General features: G+C 64.6%; 5 protein-coding genes and 1 pseudogene. 2 read left to right on the top strand and 4 right to left on the bottom strand.

Annotated features, from left to right (window positions below; all coding sequences use genetic code 11):
- Positions 1-71: 71 nt before the first annotated feature.
- Positions 72-509 carry a hypothetical protein gene (locus AB0C22_RS31100; protein WP_357538556.1) on the top strand — a complete coding sequence of 146 codons (438 nt, stop codon included), beginning with the start codon at positions 72-74 and terminating at the stop codon, positions 507-509.
- A 389-nt stretch (positions 510-898) separates the two neighbouring features.
- Here AB0C22_RS31100 and AB0C22_RS31095 read toward each other — a convergent pair whose 3' ends face one another.
- The 4 genes from AB0C22_RS31095 to AB0C22_RS31080 form a co-directional block, all read right to left on the bottom strand.
- Complete coding sequence (locus tag AB0C22_RS31095; protein ID WP_357538554.1) at positions 899-1,360, bottom strand: PH domain-containing protein; 462 nt, start codon at positions 1,358-1,360, stop codon at positions 899-901.
- Positions 1,357-1,980, bottom strand: a complete 624-nt coding sequence (locus AB0C22_RS31090) for a DUF4304 domain-containing protein (protein WP_357538552.1) — start codon at positions 1,978-1,980, stop codon at positions 1,357-1,359. The genes AB0C22_RS31095 and AB0C22_RS31090 overlap by 4 nt, the downstream gene beginning before the upstream one ends.
- Positions 1,981-2,125: 145 nt before the next feature.
- Positions 2,126-8,305, bottom strand: a complete 6,180-nt coding sequence (locus tag AB0C22_RS31085; protein WP_357538550.1) for an RHS repeat-associated core domain-containing protein — start codon at positions 8,303-8,305, stop codon at positions 2,126-2,128.
- Between the two features lie 143 nt (positions 8,306-8,448).
- Positions 8,449-14,781 carry a carboxypeptidase regulatory-like domain-containing protein gene (locus AB0C22_RS31080; protein ID WP_357538548.1) on the bottom strand — a complete coding sequence of 2,111 codons (6,333 nt, stop codon included), beginning with the start codon at positions 14,779-14,781 and terminating at the stop codon, positions 8,449-8,451.
- Between the two features lie 619 nt (positions 14,782-15,400).
- Between AB0C22_RS31080 and AB0C22_RS31075 the strand changes: the two are divergent.
- Positions 15,401-15,890, top strand: a pseudogene (locus AB0C22_RS31075) (site-specific integrase); the annotation flags it as partial.

Here is a 15,890-nt window from a genome sequence, read left to right as displayed (position 1 = left end):
GATGAGGCTATTCTACCCGGAGTGGGACATGTTGCCCGGCCAAGGCCGGGGCGCTAATCGGTCACACTGGCGTGAAGGTGAAGGAAACGTCCAGTAAGACAACCAAGATGGCCGCCCTGTACCGGCCCCACGCGGTTCCCGTGCTCGACGGACACGTCGCGGAAGTGTTCGGCTTCAACCGCGAGGGCTTCTCGAACAGTGCGCGCCAGCACGGCCTGGACCGCTACGAACGCATCGACAAGGTCGTTCGGGCCCTGGCGATCTGGACTCGCATCCACCGCGCCGAGATAGCGGCCCTGCGGGATGCCGTAACACCGACTGTCCCCGAGATCCACGACCTACCAGACCTTCAGTTGATCGACATCGTCCTATGGACCTCGCAGGACGACAAGCCGACATACCGGCGGCCCGGCCAAGGTGATCGATGGATCAACCGGCCAGTCGGCCAACATGTCACAACCGAGGAGCTACGGCCTGAACCAATCCCCGCAGCAACGGTCACTCGCTGATGGATCCCCCTGCCGGCACGTCCGCATTGCGCCTGATCCACCACCTCACGTAAGAGCCGCGCGATGGGCGTGATCCTGATTCACTACAAAGGCGACAAGATCGCATGCGCCCAAAGGATGTCTCGTAACTCGGTGAAGGCGTTGCCCGCCGGCACGACGTCGAAGCCACAGGTCAGAATCACATATCACGGGCGGCGCCCATGTGAAACCCACATCCACACAGGCCGGAAACAAGAACGGCCCTACCCACGTTTCGGCAGGCCACACCCCCTCATGGTCTTGTGTGCCCGAAGGGACTCGGACCACTAACCTTCTGATCCGTAGGGCACGGTCCAGCCTGTTCACCCCTGGTACCCCGGACGTCCGAGCACCCGGGGAGCACCCATGCTTCACCCTGCCGCCTGAGCCCCGCTGCCGGCCGACGACGGGGGTTCAGCGCGATTCCGGCTAGCAGCGATGATCGTGGCAGCCACTTCATCCGCGCGGGTGTGGCGCCCGGTCCATTTCGCGAGGTTGGACTTCTGTACTGCCCACGCTGTCAGGTGCTCACCGGTCAGGGTCGTGATCGTCAGACCGCCATACCCGGTGCCGACCGTCGCCACGTCGGGCAACCTGACCTGTCGCTTTCCTCCAGGGTTCCGCACAATCACGTCCGTCGCCGTGAGTACGACCTCGGGGAGAAAGGCATATCGGAACCAGATGAGCACCCCTGCAAGCATCGTCAATAGCGACGGGATGAGGCCGCCGCGAATGAAATAAGTGACCATGCCCACCATCGGCACGAGCAGAAGTACGCCGATCCGCCCGAGCGGCGACACCTTCCAAACGCGCGGTACAAACGGGTCGGTCACTGAGGCCCCTCCCGATCCCGGCTGCGGCGACTTGTTGCCCACTCCCAGATGGCCTTCCTCGCCACCGAGCTGAACTCACCGGTCGTGGGCTCCGAGAAGAGCAACCTCTCCAGCTCCTCCGACGGCCCCCGCTCTGCCAGCACCCACCCACGTGCCATCCATGCCGCGGACGAGAGAAAATCGGGAGGACTCCCCAGCAGGACGTCCCGGTCGAGCGCCGGGAGCAGCATCGGCAGGGTCTCGTCCAGCCGACTTCGGATCAGGGCCGACACCTCAGCCGCGCTCGCCTCATCCGTGACCCGCCACTGATCGCCACCGGAGAAGCCGGAGAAACCGATCCGGTGCCGCCAGAGGCCGTGCACGTGCTCAGGCCGCGCCGACTCCGGGAGCCTGTAGCACAGGCGATCCCGCTCCCACTTGGGTGCCAGCACCAACGCCACGTTGACGTAAAACACCTTCCCGGCACTACTTGAGTGGTCGGACGCCTGGAACCCGATGATCAATACATCGCCCTCGGGTGACGAACGACGGAATATCATCTTGTCGCGTTCGAAGCCGTACCCTGCGAGTTGATCCGCGACGTCCTTGACTAGCCTGCCGAACAACGCCTGCGCAGACACGCGTACTACCCCCTCTCATCCAACAGCAACCCCCGCCCCCGGGGAGAGGCAGCCACACGCGTAATCTCGCTGGGCTTGGAAGCCATGGAGCGGCATGGCCGCATGTCTTCCAAGCCCAGCCGGCACGGGAAAGTCATACGCCGGGTCACCCCGAGGATGCCACCGTACCGCCGACTGCCCCGACGCCGATCGCCACACCGCACGCGCCAGCGGTGGCGACAATACAGACCCCCGCCACGGTAACCACGCCGACGGTGACGAGGGTCCCGACGACCCATGGATTGACCACCGGTTTAGGTGCCTCGATCGGTCGGGGTGCCTCCACCGGTACCGGTACAGGCTTCGGAGGGGGTGGCGCCTGGGGAGTCCGCCAGCGGAAGGCACGATATAAAACTGCGCCCTCGGTGGGGCCATTGTAGACGACGACACTCTCTCTGCTACCCGGTACTGCGGCAAAGAGGAGCGAGGTCAACGCAAAACCCGGTCGAGCGTCATATTCTCCCTGTGCCTTGATTTTTCGAATGTAGTGCTTGACGTCAGCCTCTGCCTCGAGCGGCCGGTGGGCGATCTTTACTTCCCATACGTAGATTGTCTTGTTCTCTTCGTCTATATAGACAATATCCGCCTTACCGCTGTCGCCACACTCCCCCTTGTGGCTCTTCGTCTTGCAGGCATCTGGTATCGAGTATTCGATAACAACCTGCTCAGGGTCGCCCCCCAAGTCCGCCACCTGCTTCCGAATGCGATCCCGAGCCGCGATTTGAGCCGCATTGTGGCGAACGTTATTCAAGTACTTGATAAAATTATCTGCCCTCTTTTTCTCTTCCGCCTTCTGCTTGGCTCGATGCTTAAGTAGTCGCTTGTTGTATTCTGCGCCACTCTCCTCCTCGAACTTCAGACCAGAGGGATCGGAGAGCGTAACTGGACTATTGTTGCTGTAGGTGTACCCGTTGGATTGCTGCGGATCGAGCAAGTCCATGACCGGGTCGAGAGAGATGAACTTCCCGAGAGTTGGGTCATATTCTCTCGCGCCGAGATGGGTAAGGCCCGTATTGTCGATCGTGCCGCCTACAAACCCTTTATCATTCGGCCAGGATGGTGCACTTCCCCGCAGTGTGCCGTATGGAGTCTGCCGACGTATTGTCACCTGTTGCGAATTGGCCTGAATGGCGATCAGCGCAGTGCCTTGGTGGTCTGCGCCCAGCCAGGTGAGGTTGCTGGCAGTACGAGAAGCTACGATAGAGCCGGCGAACGAGTAGTAGCGGGTACACGAATTCGTGGCGGTGCTGTTGTTATAGCGGATTTCTTGGCCTGGCAGATACAGCGTTCTACCAGTTGGGTCGCGGCGGACGAGCCGGTTTCCGTCGGCGTCATAAATGTACCGGGTTTCACCGGTCGCGTCTGTCGACGTCTCCAGTTGACCCTCGGCGTTCCAGGTGAGGGTTTGGGTTCCCGCCGATGGCGTCGGTCGGGTCGTCATATTGCCGGTCGCGTCATACGTGTAGCTGCCGCCGCGGGCGCCGGAGAGGCTACTCACCGCGTGCGGACGGACGCTCCCGCTTCCCGACGCAGGATAATGGTAGTCCGTAGTGGAATTACCCGTGCTTGTGTGCGCCACCTCGGCGGTGCGGTTGCCAAGTAGGTCGAAACGCCACGAATGCCAGTAGGGGGCAGGGCCGCCGAGTGCTGTTGTAGGGTCGGCAGCGCAGTCGCCGGAGGCGGGAGTCCACGCTTCGGTGAGCCGGCGAAGGTGGTCGTAGTCGAAGCATTGGATATCGTCGGCCGGATCGGGAGCAACATCGGCCGCCTTGGTGATATTGCCAAAGTCGTCGAAGGTATACCGCGTGTCTGCGACGATGTTCGGTGTTACTGAATCGCGCTCAGTACGCACGCCGGTCAGTCGGCCTGTCTCCAGCTCGCGCGTATACTTTTGGAAGACGTGGCCGCCGGAACCCGTGTATAGTTCGATTTGGTCAATATCACCCAGAGCGTTGTAGTCCGTGTCGGCGACGTATGAGGAATCGACGTTGCCATACAGTGTGGTGAGCGCGGTTGGCAGGCCTAATGAATTGTAGTCGTAGTTCAGCACCTCGGCGGGCAGCCCCGTGTTAGTCGATGGGAGGCTGGTCGAGGCCGTTGTGTCGTCGAGGTTGTAGGTGTTGTTGTAATTGTATGTGCCGGCGAGACCAACTTCGCTGGCAGGGATGACGACCTGGGTGTTGCCAGGGTGATAGCTATCGGTGTAGTCGAGAATCTTGACCTGGTACGAGGCAGAGCCCACTATGCGCGTTGACTGCGATAGATAGCCCTTCGCAATGGTGTCGTAGATCCATTGCGCGCGCATCGTCCCGCCGATTTGGTCATCGTACGTGGCTCGTTTGCGTCCCAGTTGGTCGTACAGGTAGGCGAGCTTCTTATCGCGTGCGTCGGTAACCGTTGTGATCCGGTCGGCGTTGTCGTAGGTCGAGGTGGTGTGACCTTTATCGGGGTCGTCGGAATCGGTCTGTCGTCCACGGATGTCGTATTGATACGTCCATTCATTTTCTTGCGCGTCAAGGACCTTGATTAGGTGGCCCCTACGATCGTAGGTGTAGTGCGTCGCGTCCCAACTGCCGGGAGTCGCAGGGGTAGGGTTGGCGGTGTGGTACTCCCGCAACTCGACAGTGCGATCCCGGACGTCGGTGACTTTCGAGGTTGCCGTGCCTCCATCTGGAGGGGTGACGTCGGTACGGTCTCCGGAGTAGTAGGTGGTAGTACGCCAGCGCTCTTCCCCGTAGGGTTGGAAGACTAAGCCGGTGGTCCGGCCCGCGCCGTCGTAAATGCTGCGAGTCTGCTTCGGGACGAAGGCCTTGTCTTCTGCAGTCCGCAACGTGTCTGTTGGTGCGCCGCTTGCGTGGTACGCCTCGAATCCCAGCACAGACCGCCCGGCGGAGTCGTAGAAGGCCTCGGTGATGATCCGCCCCCCGGACGGTGAGGGCTTCTGCGTTTGACGGCCGCGGAGCAGTCCGTCGAAAAATTCATAGGTAGTGATGTAGCTGCCAGCGCCATTCAGCCGAGAAGAGGCGATCGCTGACGGCGCGTCTGCGCGGATTTGGTAGCTGAAGGTACTGTTCGCCGTCTGGGTCGTCTTGTCTCGGCCGGGCATCCAGACCGCAGTCAGACGGCCGAGTGGATCATAGTTCAGGTCCGTTCGCTTGCCGTTCGGATCGACAATCGAGATCGGCAGCCCCCAAGCAGGGGCGATCGTCGTCGTCGTCTGATGCAATAAGGGGTTCTTCGTCAGCGTCGAGTTGACGACTCCGTCGGTGGCGGGGGTGAAGGCAACTGTGGTCTGCTTGTCCATCGCGTCCCAGGAGGACGTGACACGCCCGTGGATGTCGTATGCGTTCCTCTTGACTGTTGTGAACGTCGGTGATCCACCACTCCAGGACGCCATCTCCTCGGTGTGGGTCGCGAGGCCCTTGGTTGGCGCGGTTTCGAATGCGTGGTTGTCGTAGCGGGTCCGCGTCTCACCGATGATGTCGGCTTCGGTGAGGCTGGCGGCATTGTTCGTGTCCGTACACTTGACCGCGTAGGTTTGGACCCGGTGCACCCGATTGATAATCCACTTGCCGGTATTGCGGGGGGTAAAGTCGTTTTTCGTGCACTGCTCGTCGCCAGCGACGCCATCGAGGCCGAAATCATCGATAGTGTTCGGCATGCCGTATTCATCGTACGTGGTCACAGTTTTGTTGACTCGTTCGCCACGGCCCGCGTCCAGTGTGGTGTGACGGGTCACTGTACCTACCCGCGTGAAGCGTGCAGTGACTGTATCGCCGTTGATGGTGCGGGTGGCAGTTGGTGCAGAGGCCCAGGGAGTGTCCAACTCGCGTTGAACGACCGGCCCACTGGGGCCGTTGAATACCTTGGTCTCCCGGAGTAGTCCGGCGTACCAGTCCTCGTCGTTGATTCCGTCGATGGTAGTGGTTCGGGTGCCACCGCTCGGCGCCAATTTGTCGCCGTGCATCCCACGGAAGTAGCGTGTTTCGGTGTACGTCTGCTCTCCCGCATCACCGACAGTGAGGCCGACCCTGCCGTACCCTCGATAATCCGACCAGGTTTTGTGCTTCTTTTCAACTAGCCCGTCGTCATCGTTGTAATGCCAGGCAGCACCGTCGAAGTAGTTGTACGAATAAACCGTACGAGGACTCCCTTGCGGCGGAATACCCCCTGTGTTGTCGTTCTCATAAATGGTGGTCACGACATACTTATGAAACCAGTCGGTGACCGCGCTGCTGTACCCTTCCGGCTCCCAGATGACCGGGTAGCAGCGACGCGTGTTGGTGTGCGGTGTCGGCATCACCTGTCCGGCCTTGCAGTCCTGATCGGAATAGTTGACGCTGATCGTGCCGCCGGTTTCGTTGCGGATCTTAGTGATCCGCATCCAGTTCATTGAGGCGGCAAAGTCGGTCGTGTCGACGCGGTTGGACAGTTGTACCGGGGTGAAGAGTACGTCTGGGACGGAGGCGCTCCCGGCGACAAGGCCGACGTGGGACAGCTTGTCCAGCCACAGCCCGGCCCGAGTGGTGTCCCCGGGATCGGGGAAGGTATGCGCGAGAGTCCATCGCTCCACATCACTGTATCCGGCGCCATTGCGGACTTGAGTGGTCACCGTCGAGAGCCGCTTCGTCGACCAGAATGTGGGGTAGAACTTGTCCGGGCACGAGGTGCCGGTGCATGCCATTTCCCAGGGGGTGTCCGGCCAGTGCGCCTCGTCATGTGTCCCGCAGTCGCTCAGACAGCGGTCAGCGACGCCGAGATCCACCCGAAGGGGTGCCGCTGTGCTGAGCACCGAGTCGACGCCGTTGATCCGTCGGGTGCCATAGTCGATTCGGCTCAGCCAACCGCCTCGGTCGTAGGTGGCATCGTCCTCGGGGTCCAAATTGCGGCCATACTTGTTGGTTTCCTGCTGGTACCAGTAGGACGCCGAGTTGCCGGCGGTGTCGTCGCCGTTGTCGAGGCTGCCGGCAGTGTCAACGACGTAGTCGAGGTTCCACCGCCATGCCTGCTTGCAGACAGATGCGGCGAAAATCGTGGTGTTGCAGGGCTCGTCTGGATCGTTGCCAAAGACTGGAACAGTGAACGTCGAGTTAGTTTCGGGCTTGCCGGACGTCCAGCCTGGAAGATGATTCCGGCCGAACCAGTACTGGATGCCGTCGTTGGTGGTGATGACCCAGTGCTCGCCGTTGTTGTCGCCATTGCTGGCGCCAGTCTTATGTTCGATGCGGGACCCGTCATCGTTGCGGAGATGCCAACGGTCTTCAGCAGTGTTATAGATTAGCTCACCGGAGTGGCCGGCGAGAGACAGGACGGCATTGTTGGTTTCCCAGCAGAGATCGCCGGTCTTCTTGTCATTGTTGGCCGATCCGTCCATGTCTCGCGCGCAGCCCTGGTATCGACGTTCGATGAAGCCGCCGATTGACGGCTCGAAGCCTTCCCCGATCCAGGACGGCTGGTTGTTGGAGGCTGCGTGCTGGCCGTCAACCGACTGTGATGAGTAGGCCAGGCCGATCTGAGGTGCAGGACCGCCTAGCGCTGGCGGTGTGCGCATCGGATAGGACCATGTGAAAGCGCCTGTGTTGCCGCCAGCCGCCCATGTCGCCGATGGGTTCAGTGGAGACGCCGCATAGTCCCCGGCGGGTCCGGAAGGCCCGGCAGCAGCAGCCAAGAGGGTCGGTACGCCGCTCACCGGGACGTCGGCTGACACGGACTTGGTGGCGAGGTCGTTGCGCGAGGATAGCGAGGATCCGGCGCACCGCTTCTTCTCCGGGGTGCTCAGGGCGCAGGCGGGTAGCGCCACGAGGCGGAGTCGGCTTGCCCAGTCGGCCCCGTAAGCTGTACCGAACTTTCGGTAGTCAATTGTGAGTCTCGCCTGGCTGGCGGCGGCAACACCATCGGCGCGGCTGAGCCGTATTATCAGACCGCGCACTCCGGCCCGTTCGGTCGCTGCCCGGTCGAGAACCTCGACTCTCACCCGCTGCGGGTCCCCGGTTGAACGCACCGCGCCCGCCACCGCAGACAACGTCACCGGCAGGCCGCCTACGTTAACCCTGCCAGTGCCGGCTGTTGCCAGGCCGACCACTTCGGTTGTCGGCTGTGGCCAGACCGCAGCCGGCTTATCTGCGGCCTGCGGCGGCATGTTGGGCGGCACGGCGGTCTTCTGCAGCCCGAGCGGTTTCACCGGTACGGTCGGCACCGGCTTGGCTGGCGAGGGGGTGTAGTTCCCCTTCAGCGCCGCTTCGACCGGGGGCACATGGAGCAGAGCGGCCACCACGGTGGCGGCCAACGGTGTGGCAATCCAGGAGGGTCTCGGTGATGTAAATCTCCGTATCAGTTTCGTGACTGTAGCGATTGACTGCGACAGCGGTGACGCCACTAGTGGCCTCCGAAGCTTCGACCTTGCAGGGTTAAGGACTGGGCGTTGCTGCTTCAGGAGACGGGCGGAGTGAACCGCAGTCCGAGTCCTGGGCGGAGGACCGGTTGCCGGTAGGTGTATTGGATGGCGGTGGTGCCGTCGCTGTTCTCGATGCCGATGGTGGCGGCGCCGCCGCGTTCGAGGAAGGTGCCGTCGTTGTCGGTGTAGGTGAAGCTGTAGCCGCCGGTTTCGTCGAGGATGGCTTGGAAGGTGATTCGGGTGAGGGGGTCTTCGTAGGAGTGGACGTTGCGCCATTCGATGACGAACTGTCGGCTTCCTGTGCTGCCGCGGACGGTGGTGCGGATGCTGGCGTTGCTGTCGACGACCCAGTCGTGCCAGAAGGGGTAGAGGGCGGCGTTGGGTTCTTCGGGGCTGTCCGGTGAGGGGATCGGCCAGGCGTCGGGTGAGGGTTCGCCGGGGTCGATGAAGCTGATTACGCCGTTGATGTCGACCCAGCCGGTGTTGTAGGTCTGGCCGTAGAGGTTCACGGGGAAGGGCAGGGTGACGGGGGTGTAGGCGTCGTCTCCGGTGAGTGGCAGCACTGTGGTGTTGGCGGGGATGTATGGCACGGCCTGTTCGGTCAGCGTGTAGCCACCGCCTGTGGGCGTGGCCGCCAGGGTGAAGTCGGCGAGCGCCTGGGTGCTGGTGCCGACCGCGACCTGTCTCACGTCGGAGCCCTTGCAGGCACCGGCGGTCACGGTGCTGATCGCCGCCCAGGTCCCGGCGGGTACGGCGTCGACCTGGTAGGTGCCGTCCGTTGCGGTTGTCGCGGTCTTGCCGGCCACCGCGATGGTCGCTGCGGCGATGGGGGTGCCCTGGCAGGTGACGGTCCCGGCGACGCTGCCCTGTCCTGGCGGGTTGGGCTTGAAGGTCACGCCTTGGCCGCTGGCCAGCCAGTTTTCTCGGTGCAGGTATTGGAAGCCGATGGACCCGTCGGCGTTCTCGATTCCGACGGTGGACTCGCCGCCCCGCTCGATCGGTTTGGTGGGGTCGATGCCGTTGTAGGCGAGGGTGATGTCGCCGCCTTCGGTGAAGATGACTTCGAAGGTGGTTCGGGTGGTGGTGTCGCCGTGGGCGTGGACGTTGCGCCATTCCACGATCCACTGCCGGTTGGGCGCGGTGCCGCTGATCTTGGTGGCGATCGCTGCCTGGGAGTCGATGACCCAGTCGTCCCAGTGGACGTAGACGGCGGCGTTCGGGGAGCCTTCGGCGGCCGGTGAGGGGATGGTGCCCGGTGCGGAGCCGATCCAGCCGAAGTACGCCGGGTCTTTGAAGCTGACCAGACCGTTGGCGCTGATCCAGGCCGAGGTGTATGACTCGCCGTAGAGCTTGACCGGGAACGGCGGGTTCTTTTGCCATACGGTGTCGTCGCCGCTCCAGCCCTCGGTGACGTCACCGGGGACGAATGTCTGTGTGCCGGTGGTGCACTTGTAGCCGAACTCGTCGCCGTCGACCATGACCGACAGGTCGACGTCGGAGGTGCCGCCGGGGTGGTTGATGGTTTCCTTGGCGTACTGGCCGGCGCAGCGGTTGTCACCGGTCGAGGCGGCGACCACGTATTCGCCCACCGGTACGGCGGTGAACTGGTAGCTGCCGTCCGCGCCGGTGGTGATGCTGCGGTTGCCGGGGTTCATGGTGATCGTGGCGCCAGCGACCGGTTGGCCGGTCACGGCGGTGGTGAGCAGGCCGGTGACGGTCCCAGCGAGGGCGGGGGTGTAGGTGATCGAGGTATTGCCGGTCAGCGCCGCTTCCTGGAAGGAGTAGAGCGCCGCCACGGTGCCGGAGGCGTTCTCCAGGCCGACCGTCGCGCCTGCGCCCTGCTGAGTCGGGGTCGACATGGCGCCGTAGTGGAACGCGATCCGTCCGTCCTCGTGGAAGATGACCTCGAAGGTCAGCCGCTCCGTCTTGGTGGGGCGGAATCCGACGTTGCGCCACTCCACCACGTAGGTCCGGTTCGGGGTGGTGCCGAAGGTCTGCGTGCGCACGCTCGCGGAGGCGTCGACTTCGAAGTCGTCCCAGAACGGGGCCACCACCGCGTTGGGTGCGGTCGCCGTCGGCATGGTCGGGTTGGCCCAGGTTTCCGGCAGGCCGGAGGCAGCGCCGAAGCTGACCAGGCCGTTAGTGTGCACCAGGCCGGTGGTGTACGACTGGCCGTGGAATTGCACCGGGAAGGGCATCGTCACCGATGTCGCCGCGTCGTCGCCGGTCAGGGCGAGCATCGTCGACGCCGCCTGGTAGCCGGAGGCCCCGGTTGTGCAGGCGTACCCCAGGCCTCCGTAGTCGGGGCCGAGTTGGAGGTTACGGACGGTGTCGGCGGAGAGCTCCACCTGGTTGCGGGCCGTGACGCCGCACCGGCCGGCGAGCTTGGCCGATACGGTGTAGCTGTCGGCGACCAGGCCGGTGAAGCTGTACGCCCCGCCCGCGCCGGTGGTGGCGGTCAGGCCGCTCGGGTCGAGCGAGACCGTGGCGCCCACGACCGGGTTGCCCGCCGTGTCGGTCAGCGCTCCGGAGAGGTTGTGCGTCTCCAGACCGCCGGCGACGTCCGGGCGGACGAAGGTGATCGACCGGGCGTTCGCCAGGGCCGGTTCATTCGCGGAGTACGTCAGGCCGTCCTCGCCGGCGTCCGCTTCGATGCCGACGATCGCGTTGGCGCCTTTCTCGGCGGCGTTGTCGAGTTGGTCGTAGTTGGTGGTCACCGTGCCGTCCGGGGCGAGGATCGCCTCGAACGACAGGCGCTGGGTGGTGTCGCCCTTGCGGTGCACGTTGCGCCACTCGACGATGAACCGCTGGGAGCTGCCGGTGCCGGTGGTCGCCGTCCGGACGCTGGCGGAGCCATCGACCACCAGGTCGTCCCAGAACGGGGCGACCACGGTGTTCGGTTCCGCCGGGGCGGGCAGCTGACCACCACCGGTGTACGGGTGCGAGCCGCTGGGGTCGGTGAACGAGAGCAGGCCGTTGGTGTCGACCCAGGCGCTGCGGTACGCCCCGCCGTAGAACGGAAAGGCGAAGGGCAGTTGCACCGTGGTGACGGCGTCGTCGCCGGTCAGTGGCAGAACGCTGTTGGCGGCGGTGAAGGCGGTGCTCTGTTCGGTGCAGGTGCTACCGAGGTCGTCGCTGATCGCGGCGAGGAAGATGTCGAGGGTGAGGCCTTGGCCGTCGATGTCGATCGGCTGGCTGAATGCCGCGCCACACCTTCCGCCGACGGTGGCGGTGATGATGTATGAGCCGGTAGGGAAGTTGGTCAGCAAGTAGCTGCCGTCAGTGCTGGAGGTGGCCTGGTGGCCGCCGGGCTGGAGTTGGATGACCGCCCCGGCCTGGGGCAGGAAGTTCGGGTCCCACACCGTGCCGGACAGGCTCGCCGCGGACGTCACGGTGAACTCACTCTGGTTCAGGTCGCTGATCCGGTTGCCGTCGTCGACTGCGGCGGCGTAGACCGGTCGTGTACCGGTAGTGGCGCCGATGTTGATCGTGACGGTTGCCGTGCCGCCCGCCGTGGTGGCGTCTATCGTGCTGCCCAGGCTGGTGCCGTCGATGCTGTACTTGAACTTCGTGACGTTGGTGTCGCCGCCGGCGTCGAACGTGACGGCGAGGTTTCCGCCGGGGGTGACGTCGCCGCCGTTCGGGAAGGTGATCTTCGGCTGTAGGGGCACCGCCAGCTTCGCCAGGTTCGTCGGCGTCTCGATGAAGTGGTAGAACCTGGCGTCGTCGACCGATCCGGTGAGAAAGCTGTCGGCGCCGCCGTTCCACATGCGTCTGCCGATGGCCACCTCGGTGGTGGCGTTGAAGCCGCCGGAGAGAGTCGCGGTGGCGGTCTGGGCCACCCCGTTGACGTAGAGCGTCAGCTTCTTGGTCGACGCGTCGTACACGCCGGCGAGGTGGGTCCACTTGCCCGCCGTGGGCGCCACGTCGGAGGAGACGCTGTACAGACCGGCGTTGTCGGTGTCGGCGGCGGCCATCGCGAACCGCCAGCGTTGGTTGCTACCGGCGTAGCCGAGGTGATAGGCGGACATGCGGGATCCACTGGCACTCATCACTGTCTGGACCCCGGTGCCCGAGATCGAGTTGATCTTCACCCAGGCCGTGACCGTGAAGCTTGAGTCCGTCCGCGCGGGCGTGGAGACCCCGGTGTCCGGGTGGGGATAGGTGACGGCGCCGGTCTTGGTCACCGCGGTGGTCCCCGGCAGCGACAGGGCCATGCCGACGCCGGAGCGACCCGCGACCCGGGTAGCGGGCGTGCCGAGGGTCAAAGTGTTGCCGTGACCCGAGACATCGGTGCCGGTGGTGCCGGTTTCCTCGAAGGTCCACTCCGCGGCCGGGCCAGAGCCGGCACGGACGCTGAAGGTGTACGTCACCGGGGATGAGAACCGGGTGGCGTGGTCCTTCGACCACACGTAGAGCGTGTTGATCCCGTCGTGCAGTGGCGCAAGCGTGATCGACGCCCCGTAGTCCGTGGTGCGCGCCGGCACGGTCTTGGCCGCGGTCAGCACCCCGGAGTCGAGGCTGTACGCGTACTCCTTCACCTCGTGCGGGCGGGTGGCCGGGGCGGCGACGCTGAAGGTCCCGCTGAGGCCGACACCGCCGCGCGGCACTCCATCGTTGGTGTAGTTGGTCGACGAGACGCTCGCGGGCGCAGGCGGCGCTGTCGCGTCGACGGTGAACTCACACGTGCCCGACCAGGGTCCGTAGTGTGAACCGTCCCAGGTTCGGGCCTGCCACACGTAACTCGCGCCATCGGTCAGCTTGCCCGCGGGTATCGCTTTCGACGTGGTGGACGGGTTGCCCGCGGCCTGCGAGATCTTGTTGGTCTCGTTCCGCGTGCCGCCTACCGGCCACCAGTAGAAGTAGGTGGTCAACGACTGTTGCGAGCTGTCCGGGTCGGAGTGCTTGGCGGCCAGGACCGGTGTGGGGGTCAGCACGTACGGCCGGGAAGCGCCGGTGGCGCAGGCCTTGCCATCGGACTTGCGGTCGCCCGGCGCGTTCGGATCGCTGTTGAAGGTGATCGCCAGCTTCGGTGAGGCGTGGTTGAACCGCTTCCACTGGTCCTTGGTGCCCTCGTCGACCGCCCGCAGCCCCACGGTCAGGTTCGGCCACTTGCTCGCCGCCGCTTTCGCCACCATCGAGGTCACGTTGAACTCGATCGTGCCGGTTCCGAGGCAACCGTGCGCGGAGCCGTACTTGCGGTTGCCAACGCTCTGCGCCGTGTAGGTGCTGTGCCAGGTCGGCTGGTTGTTCCACGTCGTGCCCGACGAGATCGACCCGGTCATCCACAGCTTCGCGTTCGACTTCGGGCTGCACGTCCACGACCACCGCTGCTCCACCCGGAACTGCGCGCTCAGGATGTGCTTGCCCGCCACCGCCGAGGTGTTCATGCGGAACAATGACCGGATGATGTGATCGGCGCAGCCCGAGCAGTCCTCGGTGCGTCCCGCACCCGCCGAGCCGATGATCTTCCCGTTGTACAGCGCCGTGGTGTTCTGCCAGAAGGAACTCGACTTGTGCTTGCTCCATACCGAGGTCCAGGCGTTGCTGGCGATTCCCCCGGTCCATGACGGGTCGATGTAGATCGGCAACCTCGTCCGCTGATCGGTCAACATGGCCTTGTCCGGAACCACCGTCACCGATTTGCCATCGACCCTTACCGGCATCACCGCCCTACGGGCAGCCTCCGGCACCTCATCCCGGCCTGCCGCACCGCCGACCCTGGCACCGGCGGCGCCAGCCTCGGCCGCTGTCGGCTTGCGCGACGGGCTGACGGCAGGCTGCCCCTTGTCCTTCTCAATCGCTCCGCCGGCAGGTTCCCCGGCTTCGGACGAGTCCCACATCAGGGGCGCCGGCGCGGCGAAGACGATGCCACCCTTTCTATCCCGCGCGGCGAGCCCGCCACCGGCGGACGGGCCGACCGTGACGCCCTTCGTCTCGATGCCGAACGTCAGCGTCGTTAGTTTCGGGTTCGCGGCAGCGGCGCGGGTCTTGACGACCAACACCTGCGAGAAGCCGAGGGGCTGAGCGGTGACCTGAAGATCCACATCCGGAAGCACGTTCCGGTAGGTCGCCGTCGAACCGCTAAGCACCGGAGCCGGCAGCTTCCCAGGCCAGGACACGCCCAGCTCGCGACTATCGTCACGCAACCGTGCGAACGGACCGCTGCCCTTGCCGGAGAAGACGATCGGCAGGACCGTGGCCCGCGGCACAACCCCCTGGGAGGTCAACTTCAGCGTCGTGTCGACGGGCACCCACGACCCGCCCTTACGCACCCGGGTCGGCTCGATCGTCTGCTCCAACGTCTGTGATCCGTCGACGTTCAGGAACGTCTGCGACCACTCCGTTCGAGCCGAGATGTCCTCCACCCGCCGACCGCAGACCACCAACATGCGTCGGGCCGCGGTCGCGTCCGGCTGCTCATCGACGCAGGAACCCTTCGGTGGTGTGACAGCCGCAGCAGCGGCGATGGCGGGGACCGAAAGCCCTGCAACGGTCGTGGCCAAGACCACCACTGCCGCACACCAGCGCCGCGGGGAGAGAGACCGTCTCTGTGACGCACGCGCATGCAAGACCAAACCAGCCACGCTGACCCCCGTGCCCACGACCGACAGTGGACACGACCCTAGAGATAAAGGATGCTCTATGTAAAGACTCAACTACTGAAGGTGACCACAAGTCGGGCATCGCACTGTCAAATCCAGGAGCCCATCACGCAACGTCGATCAGGCTCTCCAGACAACCGAGCTGGTTTGCAACGGCCCCCGCGCCGATGCCGAGAAGATCACCCAGCCCAACTCAGACACCAACGGCGCAGCCCTGGAAGCAGACAGTCCTGCTTCCAGCCATCGCACGTCCATATCCCACATCCTGATGACGTACGCCGGTGACGAGGGGAGCGCGACGATGAGCGAACCAGGGGTGATCTTCAAACGGTGCGGATGCCGAGACAATCACCGACGGCGACTTGAACAGTCCTGTCCCCGCCTGGTGGAGCGTGGGCATGGCAGCTGGTACTTCCACTGCTCCGCGACGAATCTGCTCGGGCGCCGCGAGCGCGTCCGTCGTGGTGGCTACCGGTCGCAGGCCGCCGCTCGTCGGGCCCGCGACCAGTGGCTGGCAGGCACTGCTGCTGGCCGCACCGCCGCCGGCTGGACCGTCGAGCGGTGGCTGCGGCACTGGCTCGACACCCGCACGAAGATCCGACCCACCACCCGATTCCACTACACCCGCGACGTCGACACCGCCCTCATCCCCCGTCTCGGCCGCTATCAGCTGGCCGACCTCGACGCACCACTCCTACGGACGGCCTTCGCGCAGATCGCCGCCACGACCAACAGCAAGGGCCGACCACAGTCGGCCTCGGCGATGCAGCACCTGCGCACCACGCTGCGCGCCGCGCTCAACCTCGCCGTCCGCGAGGGGCTGATCGACGGCAACCCCGCCCGACACATCGAGGTCAGCGGCTACCAGCAAC

Source organism: Micromonospora sp. NPDC048894 (genome assembly GCF_040649765.1).
In the GTDB taxonomy this organism is placed as follows: Bacteria; Actinomycetota; Actinomycetes; order Mycobacteriales; family Micromonosporaceae; genus Micromonospora; species Micromonospora antibiotica.
Note: the sequence above shows the minus strand (reverse complement) of the source record. Positions and strands in the feature narration are given on the sequence as shown.